The sequence below is a fragment of the Paenibacillus sp. USDA918EY genome (genome assembly GCF_009870825.1).
GTDB classification, from domain to species: domain Bacteria; phylum Bacillota; class Bacilli; order Paenibacillales; family Paenibacillaceae; genus Paenibacillus_AQ; species Paenibacillus_AQ albilobatus.
In genome coordinates this window covers 123643-140875 of record NZ_WTWY01000012.1, presented here as the reverse complement: position 1 = coordinate 140875, position 17233 = coordinate 123643, and the positions used below count along the sequence as shown (strand labels likewise).

The 17233-nt window shown below is 50.6% G+C and carries 17 protein-coding genes; 12 read left to right on the top strand and 5 right to left on the bottom strand.

The genetic code is table 11. From position 1 onward, the window contains the following. Window positions 1-84 precede the first annotated feature (84 nt). Window positions 85-984, bottom strand: coding sequence for an SDR family oxidoreductase (locus GQY55_RS21710; RefSeq protein WP_160044004.1), 900 nt, complete (start codon window positions 982-984; stop codon window positions 85-87). A 202-nt stretch (window positions 985-1186) separates the two neighbouring features. Between GQY55_RS21710 and GQY55_RS21705 the strand changes: the two genes are divergently transcribed. From GQY55_RS21705 to GQY55_RS21670, 8 genes are all read left to right on the top strand, one after another. Continuing rightward, complete coding sequence (locus tag GQY55_RS21705) at window positions 1187-2014, top strand: sugar phosphate isomerase/epimerase family protein (RefSeq protein WP_160044003.1); 828 nt, start codon at window positions 1187-1189, stop codon at window positions 2012-2014. Window positions 2015-2030: 16 nt separating this feature from the next. Beyond that, window positions 2031-3380: an amino acid permease gene (locus GQY55_RS21700; protein WP_160044002.1), complete on the top strand. Its 1350-nt coding sequence runs from the start codon at window positions 2031-2033 to the stop codon at window positions 3378-3380. Window positions 3381-3489: 109 nt separating this feature from the next. Continuing rightward, the gene (locus tag GQY55_RS21695; RefSeq protein WP_160044001.1) at window positions 3490-4503 is read left to right on the top strand and encodes an SIS domain-containing protein; all 1014 of its coding nucleotides are present in this window, start codon (window positions 3490-3492) and stop codon (window positions 4501-4503) included. 69 nt (window positions 4504-4572) lie between these two features. Beyond that, the gene (gene frlD, locus GQY55_RS21690; protein WP_160044000.1) at window positions 4573-5355 is read left to right on the top strand and encodes a fructoselysine 6-kinase; all 783 of its coding nucleotides are present in this window, start codon (window positions 4573-4575) and stop codon (window positions 5353-5355) included. A gap of 71 nt (window positions 5356-5426) precedes the next feature. Next, window positions 5427-6179 carry a GntR family transcriptional regulator gene (locus tag GQY55_RS21685; RefSeq protein ID WP_160043999.1) on the top strand — a complete coding sequence of 251 codons (753 nt, stop codon included), beginning with the start codon at window positions 5427-5429 and terminating at the stop codon, window positions 6177-6179. A 242-nt stretch (window positions 6180-6421) separates the two neighbouring features. Beyond that, window positions 6422-6955 (top strand): sigma-70 family RNA polymerase sigma factor, encoded by a 534-nt coding sequence (locus GQY55_RS21680; protein WP_201452207.1) that lies wholly within the window; start codon window positions 6422-6424, stop codon window positions 6953-6955. Continuing rightward, the gene (locus tag GQY55_RS21675) at window positions 6942-8378 is read left to right on the top strand and encodes a DUF4179 domain-containing protein (RefSeq protein ID WP_160043998.1); all 1437 of its coding nucleotides are present in this window, start codon (window positions 6942-6944) and stop codon (window positions 8376-8378) included. Before GQY55_RS21680 ends, GQY55_RS21675 begins: the two co-directional genes overlap by 14 nt. A gap of 58 nt (window positions 8379-8436) precedes the next feature. Continuing rightward, window positions 8437-8868 (top strand): N-acetyltransferase, encoded by a 432-nt coding sequence (locus GQY55_RS21670; RefSeq protein ID WP_160043997.1) that lies wholly within the window; start codon window positions 8437-8439, stop codon window positions 8866-8868. Between the two features lie 208 nt (window positions 8869-9076). Here GQY55_RS21670 and GQY55_RS21665 read toward each other — a convergent pair whose 3' ends face one another. From GQY55_RS21665 to GQY55_RS21650, 4 genes are all read right to left on the bottom strand, one after another. Then, a complete protein-coding gene (locus GQY55_RS21665; protein ID WP_160043996.1) occupies window positions 9077-10105 on the bottom strand; it encodes a hypothetical protein in 1029 nt (342 codons plus the stop codon). Window positions 10106-10231: 126 nt separating this feature from the next. Beyond that, window positions 10232-11107, bottom strand: a complete 876-nt coding sequence (locus tag GQY55_RS21660) for a TetR/AcrR family transcriptional regulator (RefSeq protein ID WP_160043995.1) — start codon at window positions 11105-11107, stop codon at window positions 10232-10234. A gap of 171 nt (window positions 11108-11278) precedes the next feature. Continuing rightward, window positions 11279-11554: a DUF1648 domain-containing protein gene (locus GQY55_RS21655; RefSeq protein WP_160043994.1), complete on the bottom strand. Its 276-nt coding sequence runs from the start codon at window positions 11552-11554 to the stop codon at window positions 11279-11281. Window positions 11555-11656: 102 nt separating this feature from the next. Continuing rightward, window positions 11657-13138 (bottom strand): DHA2 family efflux MFS transporter permease subunit, encoded by a 1482-nt coding sequence (locus GQY55_RS21650; RefSeq protein ID WP_160043993.1) that lies wholly within the window; start codon window positions 13136-13138, stop codon window positions 11657-11659. A gap of 343 nt (window positions 13139-13481) precedes the next feature. Between GQY55_RS21650 and GQY55_RS21645 the strand changes: the two genes are divergently transcribed. The 4 genes from GQY55_RS21645 (at window position 13482) to GQY55_RS21630 (ending at window position 17122) form a co-directional block, all read left to right on the top strand. Then, complete coding sequence (locus GQY55_RS21645; RefSeq protein ID WP_160043992.1) at window positions 13482-13661, top strand: hypothetical protein; 180 nt, start codon at window positions 13482-13484, stop codon at window positions 13659-13661. Window positions 13662-13969: 308 nt separating this feature from the next. After that, entirely contained in the window at window positions 13970-15280 is a 1311-nt protein-coding gene (locus GQY55_RS21640) for an ABC transporter substrate-binding protein (protein ID WP_160043991.1), read from the top strand. Window positions 15281-15373: 93 nt separating this feature from the next. Further along, on the top strand, window positions 15374-16297 hold the full coding sequence (locus GQY55_RS21635) for a carbohydrate ABC transporter permease (protein ID WP_160043990.1): 924 nt from the start codon (window positions 15374-15376) through the stop codon (window positions 16295-16297). 12 nt (window positions 16298-16309) lie between these two features. Next, the gene (locus GQY55_RS21630; protein WP_160043989.1) at window positions 16310-17122 is read left to right on the top strand and encodes a carbohydrate ABC transporter permease; all 813 of its coding nucleotides are present in this window, start codon (window positions 16310-16312) and stop codon (window positions 17120-17122) included. The last annotated feature ends 111 nt before the right edge of the window (window positions 17123-17233 follow it).

Genomic DNA, 17233 nt, shown 5'->3' with positions numbered 1-17233 from the left:
TTTACAACAAAAAAGGATCCCGGCGAGTACACTCGTCCGCGATCCTTTTTGTCGTGAATGGCTGCAGCTTCGTTTTGTTTTCCGCTAGGACTCCACCATCTCGCCGCCGCCCACGTGAAGAATTTGGCCCGATACGTACGAAGCGTCGTCGGAGGCCAAATACACATAGGCGGGAGCCAGCTCAAAAGGCTGGCCCGCTCGTTTCATCGGCACCTCGGTGCCGAAGTGTTTGACCCGGTCCGGTGTAAAAGAAGCCGGGATCAGCGGGGTCCAAATCGGTCCGGGGGCGACGCCGTTCACGCGAATTTTTTGGTCGGTTAAATTTAAGGATAACGAGCGCGTAAAAGAAACGATGGCTCCTTTGGTCGAAGAGTAATCGATCAAAGTTTTTTCTCCCCGGTATGCGGTTACGGATGCCGTATTAATGATCGAACTTCCTTCTTTCATATAAGGCAGCGCCGCCTTGGTCAAATGGAAAAACGAAAAAATATTGGTTCGAAAGGTAAACTCAAGCTGTTCCTTCGAAATGTCAAGGATGCTGTTCTGTGGAAATTGAACCCCATGGTTGTTGACTAAAACGTCGATCCTTCCAAATGTCTCCACCGCTTTTGCGATGGCATACCTGCATGCCTCTTCTTCCTTCAAATCGGCGGAAATCAAAAGGCATCGCCTTCCGGTGCTCTCGATTCTTTTTTTCGTCTCCGCTGCGTCCTGATGTTCGTCAAAATAAACGACAGCCACATCGGCGCCTTCCTTTGCAAACGCGATGGAGACCGCACGTCCAATCCCGCTGTCACCGCCGGTAACGACTGCGATTTTGTTCGCGAGTTTTCCCGATCCCCTGTAATTCGGGTTTTCAGCGATGGGTTGGGGAACCATGAGGTACTCGAAACCCGGCTGCCGACGCTGCTGCTGCGGCGGGAACGTAATCGGAATCTGTTTGCACTGTACTTCGGAACCGTAGTACGGATAGGATGGGTACATTTGGCAATCCCCCTTGCGATACGTTTTTTATCCGATGCAATGTCCCGATTTTCATTGAAATCATTATGCCGAACCGCTTGGTCATTATGTGCAAAGAATGATCCTCTCGGATTTATTTTTAAGAAACACTTGAATCAAATGTACCTCTTAGATATAATACAAGACATAACAAATAAAAGCGTTTTCAAATGGAGGTGGATCCATGGATATTGCGGGGATGAACATTACGTATAGGCATTTTTCGTTTGGGCATTTTCTCGATTCCATGTCGGAGCTTGGGGTGGATCGCATCGAGTTGTGGGCGGGCGAACCCCATTTCTACGCGTATCGGGGAGGACTCGGCCAATTACGGCGAATCAGGCAAGAACTCAGGTCGAGGCACATGAAAGTGATCTGTTATACGCCCGAACAATGCGTTTATCCGTACAATCTGGCTTCCTCGGACCCTGATCTGCGGCAAAAAAGCGTGGATTATTTTATGGAAAACCTGTATGCCGCGCTGGAACTGGATTGCAGCATGATGCTGGTCACGTCCGGGATTGGGGATTTTCATGTTTCCCAAGACGAATCCTGGAAGTATTCGGCCGACTCGATCGGCAGACTGGCCCGGGCAGCCGAGAAGGAAGGAGCAACGCTCGCTTTGGAGCCTCTAACCCGCTTCGAATCGAACCTGATGACCGACGTTAAGGGGATCCGGAAAATGATGGATGAAGTCCGGTCCCCGGCGCTCCGGGGAATGATCGATGCCGTGGCGATGCAGCTGGCCGGCGAAACGCCGGGGGATTATTTCTCCACGCTGCCGGAACTATGCCATTTCCATCTGATCGATGGAGACGGAACGTCGGACGCCCATCTGGCGTTGGACGATGGGAGATTGGATTGGAGGGAGTATCTGGCTGAGCTTCAAAGCCATGGTTACCAAGGGGCATGCACGCTTGAAATTATGGGATTGCATTATTATCAACATCCGCACGACGTTGTCAAAGATTCCATCAGGAAAATAAGGGAACTGAACATCTTATCATCTTGATTTGGAGGAACTTACGATGAGCAATGGCACTCTTACAAGAAAGCTGGGTTTTTGGTCAGCCTTGGCCCTTGCCGTGGGAACGACCATCGGCTCCGGGATCTTCGTCTCCACGGGAGATGTGGCCAGAGCGGCAGGCCTGCCCTCGGTATCGATTCTGGCCTGGATTATCGGCGGCGTGATTGCCATTCCGCAGGTCATGGTATTGGCCGAGCTGTCCACAGCCTACCCCGAAAATGGAAGCGGTTACGTATATCTGAACAAGGCGGGCTGGCGTCCGCTCGCCTTCCTGTACGGCTGGGCCACGTTTTGGGCATTGGATCCGCCGTCCATCTCGATTATGGCGCTGGCCATTGTGACGTACCTCGCCAGCTTTTTCCCGTTCTTCACGGGAATTCCCGGCAAACTGCTGGGCATCGCGATTATTCTGTTCATCACCTCCATCCACTACCGAAGCGTGAAGGAGGGGGGGCGTTTTCAAATTGTGATTACTTTCATCAAGATCATTCCGTTTCTTATCGTCATTGGGCTGGGCTTCATGTACATGAACTACGACCACTTCTCCTATACGCCCGTTAAGGGATCCGGCAGCGGCAGCTTCATCGGCGGCATTTCGGCGACGACCTGGGCTTATACGGGGATGGCTTCGATCTGTTTTATGGCGGGGGAAATCCGGAATCCGGGCAAAGTGTTGCCGAAGGCGTTGATCAGCTCCGTCCTGATCGTCCTTGGATTGTATACGCTGCTTTCGGTCTGCATTACGGGTCTTATGCCTTTTGACAAACTGATGGGTTCAAGTTCGGCCGTTTCCGATGCCGTCAGCTATATCCCGGGTCTCTCCGGCATAGCGTCCCCTTTCGTGGCGATCACTGCGATCATCGTTATTCTCGGTTCCTTGAGCTCCTGCATCATGTTCCAACCCCGCTTGGAATATGCGATGGCCAAGGACGGGTTGTTCTTTCAAAGGTTTGCCAAGGTGCATCCCAAACATGAAACGCCGAGCTTTTCGATTCTGGCCCAAGTAACGTATGCCTGCATTCTCGTCTTTTTCAGCGATTTGACCGCGCTGTTGGGTTATTTTACGCTGATCCAGCTTGTCATTAACATTTTGGACTTTGCGGCGATCTATAAATGCCGGAAGAGAGAGGATTATAAGCCGATCTATCGAATGCCTGTTTGGAGAATCACGACGATTTTGGCGATCCTCGGAGCGGGGTGGCTGGCATGGGGCACCTTCACCTGGGCTCCGCTGGAAGGGATGATTGCGGCATTGGTCGTGATCGCAACCGGTCTGCCCGTCTATTATTATTGGGAAAAGAAATACGGACGGCATAAGAATCAACGCAATAACCCCGATATTGTCGCTTAAAGGGGAAACAAAAAATGATTGTAAAATATGTATTGTTTGAATATAATACAAGACATAACAAATAAAAACCGGAGCTGTCCATCGCTTTGGTCAGGAGGGAATGGAAACAATGTTTAATTTTGACGAAGAGCTTTTCCTAAAACTGGTTGAAAAAGAAGGATTGGCATATCGGAACCGGATCGAGGAAATCGTCGACGGGATCTGCCGCAAAGGGTACAGCAACATCTTTATGATTGGCGCAGGCGGCACCATCGCCATGATGTACCCTTACGAATATATCCTGAAATCGAACTCCAAGATCGACGTGCACGCCGAAATCGCCGCCGAATTTCTGGTCATGAACAACAGGCATTTCAGCAAAGATTCGGTGTGCATCTTCACCTCGGTATCCGGAACGACGAAGGAAACGATCGAAGCGATCGAATACTGCAAAAAGCGGGGCGCAACGACCCTTGCCCTGGTGGCCGAGCCGGATACGCCGATTACGAAGCTTGTCGATCACTGCATCACCACCGGATCGGAAAAGCACTCCTTTGATACGTTCTTCATGCTGCTGTACATGGTCGTGTTCCGGTTCATGCATAACAATAACGAGTTCCCTCAATACGAGCGGTTCACGAAAGAAGTCGCCCTGCTGCCGCGTGCCATCCTCGATGCCGTCAAAGCATTTGACAAAAAAGCCGAGGCTTTCGCGATCGAACATAAAGATACGAATTATCACATGATGGTCGGTTCCGGGAACCTGTGGGGCAACACGTACTCCTATGCCATGTGCGTGCTGGAGGAGATGCAGTGGATCCCCGCCAAATCCATTCATGCAGCCGAGTTTTTCCACGGAACGCTCGAGCTTGTGGTGGAAGACACGAGCGTGATTTTGCTGAAAGGCGAAGATGAAACGAGACCGCTTGCGGATCGCGTTGAACGTTTTGCAGAGAAGGTGACCAAACGGCTGACGGTCATCGATACCAAGGATTTTGCGATGGAAGGAATCAGCGAAGAGTTCAGGAAGCATTTTGCCGTAAGCATCAACTGGGCGTTGCTCAGCCGAATCAGCGTCTACCTCGAACGCGAAAGAAATCATCCGCTGACCCTCAGAAGATACTACCGCAAAATGGAATATTAATATATGTACGGGGAGTGCTGCGTTGTTGCCCGCAGTACTCTTTCTTGAACACGGGGAAGGTGGGGGAAAATGCGAATCGTTACCGTCGGAGACAATTGCATGGATGTCTATCAATCGACCGGAAAAGCTTATCCTGGCGGGAATGCGGTGAATGTGGCCGTCTATTTGGCCGAGTTGGGCGCAGATACGGCGTATATCGGCTGGGTCGGTACCGACCGGCATGGCGGGACCATGGTTCAGGCCATTCAGGAAAAAGGCGTGGATACCTCCAGGGTTTCGGTAAAAGAGGGCAGAACGGCGGTTACCTTTGTCGAAATGGCAGGCAATGAAAGGAAGCTGGGAGATTACGAGGAAGGCGTGATGGCCGGATTCTCCTTAAGTCCCGAGGATCTTCGTTTTACGGAGTCGTTTCATCTCGTGCACTCTGCAATATGGGGACATGCCGACGCTTGTTTTGCGTATTTTAAGGAAAAGGGACTGCTTACCTCCTTCGACTTTGCCGATAAGCTGGATCATGAACTGTTGACGACGTTGACGCCATACGTGGATTATCCGTTTTTATCCTATACGCAGGATGACGGCTATATCCGCGGCTTAATGAAAAAGATCAAGGACCGCGGGGCCAAAATGGTTGTCGCCACCCTTGGAGAAAACGGGTCGTTGGCCTATGACGGCAAAACGTTTTATAAACACGGAATCGTTGAGGTTGAGGTCGTAGACACGCTGGGGGCGGGCGATTCTTTTATCGCCGGGTTTATTTACGGCGCGTTGAAAGGGTTTTCGGTCGAAGCTTGCCTGGAGCAAGGCGCGCAAAGGGCCGCGAAAACGATAAGCTATTTTGCCGCATGGTGACTGGACGCAACCATCAATGTATAATAAAGGGATAAAGAATACGATCATTGATGGATAAGGATGAATGTTCGATGAATTTAAATCCTTCAACGCCTCAGCCGCTGTACATGCAGATCAGGCAAATGTTGAAAAACGATATTCAGCAGGGACGTTACAAGCCGGATGAGCAGATCCCCACGGAAGCCGAACTCTGCGATATTTATAACGTAAGCCGGATTACGATCCGCAAAGCGATCGAGGAGCTGGTCCGGGAAGGGGCACTTACCCGGATACCGCGGCGGGGGACGTTTGTGGCCTCCAACAAGTTTCACAACGAACTGCTGTCTGTAAGCGGATTCTCGGAGTTTAGCCATCAGCTCGGCATGATTCCGAATTCCCGCATTTTAAAGAGCGACGTCATCGAGGCGACGGAGGAGATCGCCGGGTATCTTCGCATCGAGGCGGGAAGCCCCGTGCTGGAATTGGAGCGGCTCATGTATGTCAATGACCGTCCGCTGTTTTACGACATCGCGCATTATTCGCTTACCCGGTTTCCCGATCTTGAGAAAAAGATCGCCATGAACGAATCGACCTACAAAATTTTGGCGGCGGATTACGGCACGGAAATCGTGAGCAATGATAAGGAGATCGATGTCATCAGCGCGACCAAGGATACCGCAAAATTGTTGGAATGCGATGTCGGGGCGAATTTGTTTCGGATTTTGAAGGTCGCATTTGACGCCCATGACGAGCCCGTGCATCTTTCCACATTTATGTGCGAAACCAATCGGGTTACCCTGACGGTTCACCGGGCCAAGCAGGCGCATGGAGCCGAGCCCTTTTGACGGTCGAAACGGAATATGCGGCTTCAATGAAGTTTTGATGGAGCCGGCCGGGTTGAAGTTTGATGTATGAATTGAATGAGTTGGGCCAGACCAGGCAGGGGGCGTCTTTTGGGACGCCCCTTTTTTTCTTGAAGTTCAAGCCGAATGTTTTGGGTCCAAAAAAATAAAACGTTTGGAGGTTTGCTTGCCGTCTATAAGACAGATCAGCATTTCGCTGAAAGCTTGATTATTGGGAGGGCATCATGGAAGAACACAATCTGGCCGTGGCTGCTTGCAGGGGAGATGAAGAAGCCTTCTTCAACTTTCTGTCGCTGCACAAACGAAAACTCTACGGCGTTGCATTCAGCTATATGCACAACGAAGCGGATGCGCTGGATATGCTGCAGGAAGCCGCGTACAAGGGGTGGTCGAAATGCCGGACGTTAAAAGACCCCGACGCCATGCTGCCTTGGGTGATCCGGATCGTCATCCATTGCTGCATCGAAGAATTGAGGAGGCAAAAACGCAGACAGCGCATCGTCCTGGAACAATCCGGCACGTATACCCCTGAAATGGTTAGCGTTGCAAAGCTCGATATGGAAAAGGCGCTGAACCGCCTAAAGCCCAAGTACAAAAATGTGATCATACTCAGATACTACAACGATATGACCGTACCGGAAATTGCGCAGATTCTCGGGAGGGCGGAGGGAACCGTCAAAACGTGGCTGCATCAAGGACTCAAGCAACTGCGCTGGAAAATCAATTATGGAGGTGAATTGCAGCATGACCAATCATGAGGACTGGATGATCGAGATGGGCGGACAGGAGGTACGGCAGGCGGTAGGCATGGCGTCGGATCGCATGCTGGACGAAGCGCTGCGAAAAGGAATCCGGCGGGCGGCGGCAGAACAAACGGGTCCAATGTCCCGATTCCGGACTGCGAAGCGGGTCCGCGTTGCCTCCGCGGTCCTGGCTGTCCTGCTGGTCGGTGGGGCGGGCGCGGCTGCCGGCTATAAGCTGTACCCGGTTCCGGCGGCAGGGGAATCGCAGACGAACGTACAGATCCCTGCTTATGTCGAGAAGATGTTCGACAAATCCGATAATTTTCTTGTCATGCTGAAGCAAGCCGCCGAACACGGATTGTATCACAAGCTGAATCAATCCGTCTCTACGGGAGGTTATACACTCAATATTGAGGGGATGGTTTCGGACAGCAGAAGAATCATCCTGTTTTACACGACGGAGAACGGCAATGAATCTCTTCCTTTGCGACTAAGCTACAACCATCCTCCGCAGCTGCTGGATGGGCAGGGGCGGCCGCTTGAGGGTTCGTTCACATGGGCCACCTACGCCAAGCTGCCCAAGGATCAGCCGCTGACAAAAGGGATCATGATATTTGATTTTAAAGAGAGCGGGCAGATGCCGGAAAAATTGCAGATCCAAACGACATGGTCCCAGTTAAAACCTAAAGGAAGCAATGTCAGCATAAAAACGGAAAGCCTCATTATACCCGTTACGATACAAAACGGCCCGCACGCAAGGGATATTGAAGAGCACCCGATTCATGTGGATATTTCGCAGAGCGGACAACAGATTACTTTTACCAAAATGATTCAAAGTCCTTTGAGAACGGACCTGGAGTTCGACTTGAAAAGCAGCAACGGCAAGAAATTGGAAAAGATCGAAGCCACACTGAACCTTGCTTCAGAGGAAAAGCAGGCGAAGCATCGGCAGAATTATGATACGATGTTAAGATTTGATCGAACGCTGGTGACGCCTGAAGGCGGAGCCGTTTATCTGACCAGCAGTTTTTACTCGGAGCACAGGGAGCTCTGGCTGAAATTTTATCATGCGAGTTTCGAACCCGATCATGAAGTGGAGATTGCCATCGATCCGAAGCAAGGCGCTTTAGTGCAGACGCCGGATTCGCAAATCTCCTTAAAGCAAGAACCGGAGAAAAGTTCGGATCAAAAACTGGCCCTTCGCTTGATGTATGGTTCGCAGCAACCGGTTCAGGACGGATATTTCGAACTGAAGGATACCTTTACGGATGCTGACGGCCAGCCTCATCCTTTCGTTCAGGAGTATCAAGCCGCCGAAGGGACATATCTCTCCATTCCAAATTACCAAAAATACCCTGGCCCCTTTACATTCGAAATCGTAAAATATTGGGGGAACGTCCTTGAAATGCATGAGGAAAAGGAGCAGCGCATCCGTTAGTTTCGAACATGAAACGAGACAAGCGGGGATACTAAGTAGAATACGAGGTTAGTGACACATGAAGATCCGAACGATGGACGATAAAGATATGGATGCCGTGATCGGCATATGGCTGGCCGCCTCCAAGGAGGCCCACCATTTTATTGAACCCGGCTACTGGGAGGCCAAGCAGCAGGACATGCGAAACGTGTATTTGCCTATGGCCGAAACCTATGTGTTGGAAGAGATGGGCCAACCCGTTGGCTTCATTTCGACGGTTCAGGATTACTTGGCCGCTTTATTCGTACACCCTGACCATCAGGGCAAAGGATACGGCCGGGCTCTCCTTCAATTCGTGAAGGAACGGAGCGAAGAACTGAAGCTTAAGGTATACAAAGACAACGATAACGCCTACCGCTTTTATTGCCGCCATGGCTTTACCGTCATGGAGGAAGCCGCCGACGAGGACACGGGGCATGCAGAATTCGTCATGTCCTGGAGCCGGCGGTAAGCTTCATATTCTGGTACTTGAATGCTTGATAGATACAAGGCGATCGTTCTTCAATTAACAAGCCTGCCAACAAATAAGAAGAAACTGAATATCTTCGTAATACGGCGAAAAAAAAGCGTTTCTCGTAACGAGAACGCTTTTTTTCATGCTTATCCAATCGATTCCGCCCGGCAAGGGACCCCCGACGGGCAATGTGTCCACACGGGGATTAATTCCGGATTCCGTTTGCCGGCAAGGCTTGAAGGGAATAGAATTTTCCTTTTTTATTGATTTTTCCGATAATGGTGGTTGCGCCTTTTTTAGTGAACGTATATTCATTTTTGTTTATCTTCACGGTATATCCGTTCATTTGAATCCCGAAGATCGATTTGACCTTGGATTTGACGGCGGCAAGGGCCTGATTTTTGCTGAGCACCGGCTTGGCGAACGATTTGGCGTAGTCCTGGTCGTTGGCCCAATCCTGTCCGTACAGATTTTCAACCTCCCACACCTTTCCGGTCTTGACTCCGATGACCACCCGATTGTTGGCTTCATCGTCCCGGTAATTCCATACAAAATCCTTGTCCGCTTGTTTTTGCCGAACCGCATAATCAAACGGCTTGACGGTGCCGATTCCAAGCGACTTGAGGGAGCGGTTTGCTTTGTTGTTGAGCTCCGCTTTCATTGACGTCAAAGAATACATGATGCTGGCCGTTATTTCGCCGTTTTTATCCAGATCGATGTACAAGCTTTGTTTGTTTCCCCAGAGGACCCAGTAGTTCCGGGGAGCGTTGTCCTGATAAGGGGAGTATACGCGCCAAATGGCTTCCGTCTTAAACTTGTGATCGGCATCGAAGGTTTTCAGGAAAGCAGCCGCTTTATTGGAGAATGCCGCACCCAATATGGCATTCGTATTCGAGGATTTGTAAATAATGCTAGTCGATTCCACGCGTTTTTTTGCCGGATTGTACTGCTGAATAATCTCCGCGTTTATCGGGCCGCTGAGGTTTCCGTTGACAAACAGGGGCTGTCCTTCCGCATCCGTATCGACGCTTGTAAATTCAATTTTGGCGCCCGCTGCGAGCTTATTCAGAACTTTCGTCAATTGCTCCTTAATTGCAGGATCCAGGTTGACGGTCGATGATTGTTCAACTTGAGTTGAAGCAGGCATGGATTGAGGTGCCGCATAGATTGGCGCGGCGGACAGCAGCAGCGAAAGGGCGGCGGCAGATAAGGCGATGTTTTTCCATTTTTTCATAAATCGTTTCCCTCCTATGTCTGATAACAATGTTGTTTAGGCATTCCATGAATTAGACGTGGTTGAAAATGAAAAGGTTTCAAGAGTTGTTATATTTTGCGTTTCATTTGTCGTTGTCGGGTTAACTCAGATAAAGGGATGCAGCTGATTCGCGTAAAAAGCAAGCTCGCTTTCAGATTCCAGATCCCGAATCAACGCCCGCAGCAGAAACGTCCTTGGATGATCTTTTGCGGATTCTTCCCGAAGCATGGCCGCAACTTCCGCCAATTCCTTTTTTCTCTGGTTCGGTACGGCGATATCCGGAATAATGGAAGAAATTCTCTCGATCAGTTCGTCTTTTCTCCCTTGCCTTGAATCCAACACGTTTTTCAGGTCGATCCGGGAATACTCCGTCATAAGCTCGTCCGTAAGGAGAGAAGGCGCGGATCTTTTTGCCAATCCCTCCACAAGATCGTCCATCCGTTCAGCGATGAACAAGGCCAGCTCTTTTTTGCCGATCGGCTTGCCCTCAAACAGCAGGTGAAACGTATATTCCCGGATTAACCCGCTTAGCAGCGCGGTGGCATCCCATTTCCATTTATCGATCGCAGGCCCATAGTGCCTGATCAGCATGTCTTGATAATAAAGAAACATGCTTCTTCTCATTCGGGTCAGAACGCTTTCGATTTTATCGTTGTTGACCGGTGGAAGTTCGTTATGGTCCCTGGATATGTAGTAGCCGTGTTTCACGTAAAAGTCGAACTGGTACGCGATTTCCTCCAGGTAGGTTTCTCTTTTGGGCAACTGCATGATTCGGATTCGATCCACCGCGTCGACCATGTCCTCTTGACGTTTCTCCAGAATGCTGATGTACAGCTCTTCCTTGGAGCTGAAATGTTTGTACAGGGAACCCTTGGCGATGCTGCAATCATCCGCGATATCCTGTATGGAAGTCGCCTGATATCCCTTTTCGGCAAAAAGCCGGATCGCCGACTGCAAAATTTTTTCCTTTAAAACGCTCATCCATGCCGCCTCCTTCGTGACGTCAAACATGATGACGGTATCTTTATGCTCCCAACGGCAGCTCCGTCATCGCTCTGTTATGAACCAAATCGGATCTATCTTACCGCTTTTTGCCCATGCCATCCACAATCTTTGCGTCACATCCAGGCAGGGAGGCCGGGAACCTGATCTTTAAAATACGGCGTGGTAAAGCAGATACAGATGCAGCAGCGCCAAGAAATAGATTCCCCAAGCCGTCTTAAACTCGAATTTGTGCAAAATGAGCGCAACGGCCATCAGCACCGGAAACAGAAACAGCCCGAGGTATTTATTTACGAACCGATCCGCATGACCTCCGCTAAAATGGATGGGGATATAAAGGGGACAAAATCCCATTGCGGCAATGGACAATAAAAAAGCTAGAATGACGATCACGGTCAATGTTTTGAAATCCAAAAGCGGGCTCATGATATTTTCCTCCTGATAATTGATGCTGCCCGGTAAACGATAAGGCCATTGCAATATTGCAATCCAAGGTGAAGCCGGACTTACGGCATTGGGATGGATGCTTTAGAGTTCTGCGTCGTCGGTCAGGACGGAGCCTGCCATTTCCGTCTTGGCAAGCTTGGGCTTGCGGATGAAGAAGCTGAGCAAAAGCCCCGCGCATGCGATGCATGCAGCCGCAAAAAAGGTTTCCGCGAAGGAGGTTATGCCTGCTTCCAATGGGCTTTTTTCTACGGATATCTGATTCAAGTTCGCCGTCATGCGGGAGGACAAATAACCGGTAAAACCCGCGATGGCAAGCGAAGTGACGACCTGCTGCGATGCGCTCGTAAGCGGCGTGACCCGGCTGACCAAATGAGGCGGCGTGGCATTAAGCACATGCGTGTTTAACGACATCATGGACAATCCCATGCCGGAGCCGAGGAAAAACAAGGTTGCCATCATATACGCCAGCGGAGTATCGGGACGCAGGAACGACATCGCAAACAATCCCGACGAAATCAAGATCATTCCGGCAATGAGCGGCGGACGAGCTCCGACTTTGTCGAACATCCGCCCGGCCAAAGGCATGAAAATCATCGAACCGGCAGCCTGCGGCAATAGAATGAGTCCGGTGGCGAGCGGCGAGTAATGTTTAACCTGCTGGAGCAGGAGCGGAAAAAGCAGCACCGTACCGAACAAAGCCGTTTGCATGATCCATGATGCCGCGATGCCGCGGGTGAAATCCGACGATTTGAACACTCTCAGCTCCAGCAAGGGCTGCTTTTTCATCAGGCACGAAATGATAAAACATGCCAAGGCGGCTCCGCCGATGATCAGGCCGGACAAAGTTCGGGTCGAGGTCCAGCTTACGCTTCCTTCGCTGATGCCGAACGTGATCAAAGCAAAAGCGAATGGACCCAGTATCATGCCCGCGATATCCAGGGCGGGTGCTTCATGCTTCGGAAAAGAAGGCAGGAATTTGTTCCCGATGACGATTCCGACGATCCCGACCGGCAGATTGATCAAAAAGATCCATTGCCAGCTTGCGTATTCGACCAGCCATCCCGATAGAACGGGACCGAGAGCCGGAGCAAGCAGCATCGGAATGCCGAACATTCCGATAATCGATCCCCTTTTTTCCGGCGGGGCGATACGGTAAACCATGGCCATCCCGATGGGGGACACCATGCCGCCCCCAAGGCCCTGCAGAATCCGGAAAAATATGAGCTGCTGCGGGGTATGGGCAATAGCACACAGGACCGAACCGGCGGTAAACAGGCCGATGGAGACGAGAAATACCCGTTTCGCTCCCAATTTATCCGACATCCAGCCGGCCAGGGGAATGACGGCGGACAAGGATAACGTGTAGGCGGTCACGGACCATTGAAGAATCCGCAGCGAACTGTCGAAATAATCGACCAGCGTGGGAATGGCGATATTTACGACCGTGCTGTCCAATATGACCATGAAGGTGCCGATAACTACGGCGAGAAGCGAGGCAACGATCTTCTTCATCGAAAAGCTCTCCTGTTCGCGAAGGGTCTGCGCTGCGAGATGATTTGACATACGTTCTCCCTGCTTTCTTAAAAAGTAAATAATCGACCGGATCCAACCTCTTTCCCCTTTAAGCAAGCCGAATCCGACCTGGAATGACCTATGGGTTTTTATAAAAACCATATAGTCATTACAAATACATCATATCGAGGCAGAACGTTTGTGTCAAATATCAATAAAACGGTGTAAAGCCTCCACAAGCATTTCGGCATATGGAATGAATAAGGTTGGCGATATGGCCAAAATCGTAACATTGTACCCCAAAAACATGCCGATTGTCGGTTCCATACCAAAAAGGCGCATATTACACTGTTAAGCGAAAGCCCTCTGAACAAACACGAGTAGGAGATCATGGATGAGCGAATATGGAATATACGGAACGTTGAATGATGATTTGTTGACGGCGGCCTATACGGAAGCCCTTGCTTTATGGAAAAGCGCCGCCGAAATTGAAATAGAATTTCTTCATGCTTTGTATAAGGAAATTTGCCGAAGGAAGCTGGATCAGGTTCTGGCAGCTCCTCCGATGAAATAAAGAATAAGCGCAAGGGTCTGGAATGTTTGAACCAGGCTTCCGCATGAATGAGCCCTTTGAGGGCTCTTTTTTTTTGGCCATCCCGCGATTCGCAATCCTCCGTCATAACTTTCTGCACCTATCGTAAGATCTTCCACCCGCAGCAGATTCGACCGAGGTTAACATCTGTGAATTGTTCCCCAAGGATCGGCTTTTTGTCGGTTCTTGGCCGGCGCAAGTCCATGTAAAGTAAGGGATGAAGAAAGCACTTACACCAAGTTGAAAGGGCTTTCCGAACCCAATACTTTGCAAGAAAGGGATGGTCAAATATGAAGATGAAAAAGAAATTCACGGGCGTTCTGGCGGCCGGGTTGACGCTGGCGCTGGTCATGTCGGGATGTTCATCCGGCACAAAAGACGGAGGGAAGGACACGTCGGCTGCGGATAAGCCGAAAACGGAAAGTGCAGGCGGCAGCCCCGTCGAGATTACGTTCTGGAATATGTTCGGCGGCGGGGAAGGCGACTTCGTGGATCAGATCATCAAGGGCTTTAATGATTCCCAAAAAGAAGTTACCGTGAAGCAGCTGCGTCTCGAGTCCAACGAGTATTACGCGAAATTGGGAACGGCACTGTCCTCTTCCAAAGGACCGGACGTTGCCGTGGCGCACGTGGACCGGATTTCTCCTTTCGTTAAAGCGAAGCAAATCGTTCCCGTGGACGAACTCGCAGGCAAGGTCGGCTTCGATCTGAAGCAAATTACCGAGTCCAATCTGGAGAGCGTTACCTATGACGGCAAACCATACGCCGTGCCGCTGGATACGCACTTCCATATGTTCTATTACAATAAGGATATTTTGAAAAAAGCGGGACTGCTGAATGAAGACGGAACGCCGAAGCTTGGCGAAATGACGCCGGAAGGATTCGAAAAGACGTTGGCGGATATCCATGCGAAAGTGCCGGACGTGCAGGCGCTTGCCGTGAATACGCCGTATTTCCAAGAACCGTTCCTGAACCTGTACTACGAAGCGGGCGGAGACATCCTTAATGCGGACATGACCAAAGCCGCCATCAATAATGATAAAGCGCTGAAGGTTTTGAACTTCTACATGGATCTCTATAAGAACAAGTACAGCGACCTAAACGACAAAAATCCTTGGGATACGTTCCTTAACGGCAAAGCCGCGTTCTGGTTCGGCGGTGTCTGGGAAGCCGGATTGCTGCTTGGAGATCCATCGAAGAATATCGGCGCCATGCCGCTTCCGCCGATCTTTGGCAGCCAAACGCATTGGGCGAGCTCCCACACCCTTGTCATTCCTTCGTACGTGTCGCCTGAGAAACAGGAAGCCGCAGCCAAATTCATGAAATACTTCTCCGAAGTCGGCGGCAAAACATGGGGACAGGCCGGGCATGTACCGGCGAACAGCAACGTGACGGCTAGCGAAGAGTACAAAAAACTTCCGTACCGCAGCGAATTCATTGAAGCGCAGAAGACGGTAAAATTCGCACCGCCGACGGACAAATACACGACGATCATCACGACGATTTCGGAATCGCTGCAGAATATCATTTTCGGCAACGAGACGCCGGAAGACGGACTCGCAAACATGGAGAAACAGATCAACGAAGTGCTCGATAACTAGAATCGTTAAAGGAGAGAAAGCCGTGTGACCCGCGTGGTCCCGGAGCTTTCTCTCCATTTAAAGATCAGAAGCTACAGCCAAGGAGAATGACCAATGGAGACGAAGTTGAGAGAAGGCAAGGGGTCCGCTGCTCTGCGCAGGTCAGAGCCTTTGCGTTTGCGTACTGAACTGAAAGCCATCATATACCTGATTCCGTTCCTGGTTCCTTTCGCCGTGTTTTATCTATGGCCGGTGCTGCGGGGGGCATGGATGAGCCTCCATGTGTGGGGCATCCAGGGGATGGAAAAGTATGTGGCTTTCGCCAATTACAAGAAGATTTTGACCAATTCGGATTTCTATACGTATTTGTGGCACTCTTTATATTTCGTGCTGCTGTGCGCGCCGACCGTGATTATTTTGGGGCTTGTGCTGGCGCTGATCATTAACCAGAACATCTGGCTGCGGACCTTGATCCGTTCGGTTTATTTTCTGCCGTACGTATTGTCCGTCTCGGTAATCAGCTTTATCTGGCTCCGCCTGTTTGACGCAAAAAACGGGCCGGTCAATGCATTCCTGCATTTGCTGGGCCTTCCGCAAGACATCCACTGGCTTACGGATCATCGGTTCGTGTGGTGGGCCATTACGATCGCGACCGACTGGTGGACCGTCGGCTTTGTCATGGTGCTGTTTCTTGCGGGCTTGCAGGAAATTCCGGCCGACCAATACGAAGCGGCCAAAATTGACGGCGCAAATGCGTGGAAGAGATTTCTGCACATTACGCTGCCGGGATTATCCAGAGTTTTGAAAATCCAAATCTTTTACCAAATTATCAGCTGCCTGAAGCTCTTCGGACAGGTGCAAATCATGACCGGCGGCGGGCCGGGGGATTCCACGAATACGATGATACGCTATATTTACGTGACCGGATTCAAAAAGGACATGTTCGGCCTGGCTTCCGCGCAGTCCATCATCTTCTGCATCATCATGCTGCTGATTGCCGTCATTCAATTTAAAATCACCGATCGCAGCAACGGATGAGGAGGGAAGAACATGAATAAGATCCTTTTAAACTTGATCGCTATCGTACTTGCGCTTTTATTTATATTCCCGCTGTTCTGGATGCTTCTCGTTTCTTTAAAACCTGACGGGGTGAGCGTTTATACGCTTGCGGACTGGGTGAACTGGTCCGACCTGAACATCGACAACTATGTCAAAGTCGTCCGCGATTCGCATATTTTGCGCTGGACCTGGAACAGCGTCGTCATCGGCGTTTTGACGACCGTCATCTCGATTCTGATCAGCTCGCTGGCGGCGTTCGCTTTCTCGAAGCTGCCCTTCCGGACCCGGGGGATATTCTATCTCGTCATCGTTTCGGGCCTGCTGATTCCGACGGAGGCGATTTTGATCCCGCTTTATGAAACATCGCTTCATTTGAAGCTGATCGATAACATGTGGGCGATCATTTTGCCGGGACTGACGAACCCGATCGGCATTTTGCTGTTAAAGCAGTTCATGGACGGCGTGCCGAAGGATTATATCGAAGCTGCGCAAATCGACGGCAGCCGCAACTTCCGTTTATGGTGGAGCATTTGCCTTCCGCTGACGCGTTCGGCGATGGTGTCGGTAGGCATCTTCTTCTTTATCCTTTCCTGGAACAATTTCCTGTGGCCGTACCTTTCGATTACGTCGGAAGAAAATATGATTCTCTCGGCAGGGCTTCCCACTTTTTTGTCGAATAATACAATGTCGTTGAACTTGATCATGACGGCAAGCGCCATCGCGGCGATTCCGACGATAATCGTGTTTATTCTGCTTCAGCGCCACATTGTCCAAGGCGTGTCGATGTCGGGCGTGAAGGGATAAGCCGACACCGGCAGATTTCTGCTAAAGAAAGGGCTGCGCGCATGACCCATCCGCCTGTAGAACGATCAAAGCGGTCCTGGATTCGGGTTCGATCTTGGCCGCATATATGGA

Bases quoted from the DNA above. Each gene is read 5' to 3' on its own strand.
- frlD (WP_160044000.1), top strand. From the start codon at position 4,573: ATGCGAATCGTTACCGTCGGAGACAATTGCATGGATGTCTATCAATCG.
- GQY55_RS21680 (WP_201452207.1), top strand. From the start codon at position 6,422: ATGGAAGAACACAATCTGGCCGTGGCTGCTTGCAGGGGAGATGAAGAA.
- GQY55_RS21655 (WP_160043994.1), bottom strand. From the start codon at position 11,554: ATGAGCCCGCTTTTGGATTTCAAAACATTGACCGTGATCGTCATTCTA.
- GQY55_RS21695 (WP_160044001.1), top strand. From the start codon at position 3,490: ATGTTTAATTTTGACGAAGAGCTTTTCCTAAAACTGGTTGAAAAAGAA.
- GQY55_RS21635 (WP_160043990.1), top strand. From the start codon at position 15,374: ATGGAGACGAAGTTGAGAGAAGGCAAGGGGTCCGCTGCTCTGCGCAGG.
- GQY55_RS21645 (WP_160043992.1), top strand. From the start codon at position 13,482: ATGAGCGAATATGGAATATACGGAACGTTGAATGATGATTTGTTGACG.
- GQY55_RS21685 (WP_160043999.1), top strand. From the start codon at position 5,427: ATGAATTTAAATCCTTCAACGCCTCAGCCGCTGTACATGCAGATCAGG.
- GQY55_RS21710 (WP_160044004.1), bottom strand. From the start codon at position 984: ATGTACCCATCCTATCCGTACTACGGTTCCGAAGTACAGTGCAAACAG.
- GQY55_RS21665 (WP_160043996.1), bottom strand. From the start codon at position 10,105: ATGAAAAAATGGAAAAACATCGCCTTATCTGCCGCCGCCCTTTCGCTG.
- GQY55_RS21630 (WP_160043989.1), top strand. From the start codon at position 16,310: ATGAATAAGATCCTTTTAAACTTGATCGCTATCGTACTTGCGCTTTTA.
- GQY55_RS21700 (WP_160044002.1), top strand. From the start codon at position 2,031: ATGAGCAATGGCACTCTTACAAGAAAGCTGGGTTTTTGGTCAGCCTTG.
- GQY55_RS21640 (WP_160043991.1), top strand. From the start codon at position 13,970: ATGAAGATGAAAAAGAAATTCACGGGCGTTCTGGCGGCCGGGTTGACG.
- GQY55_RS21650 (WP_160043993.1), bottom strand. From the start codon at position 13,138: ATGTCAAATCATCTCGCAGCGCAGACCCTTCGCGAACAGGAGAGCTTT.
- GQY55_RS21675 (WP_160043998.1), top strand. From the start codon at position 6,942: ATGACCAATCATGAGGACTGGATGATCGAGATGGGCGGACAGGAGGTA.
- GQY55_RS21705 (WP_160044003.1), top strand. From the start codon at position 1,187: ATGGATATTGCGGGGATGAACATTACGTATAGGCATTTTTCGTTTGGG.
- GQY55_RS21660 (WP_160043995.1), bottom strand. From the start codon at position 11,107: ATGAGCGTTTTAAAGGAAAAAATTTTGCAGTCGGCGATCCGGCTTTTT.
- GQY55_RS21670 (WP_160043997.1), top strand. From the start codon at position 8,437: ATGAAGATCCGAACGATGGACGATAAAGATATGGATGCCGTGATCGGC.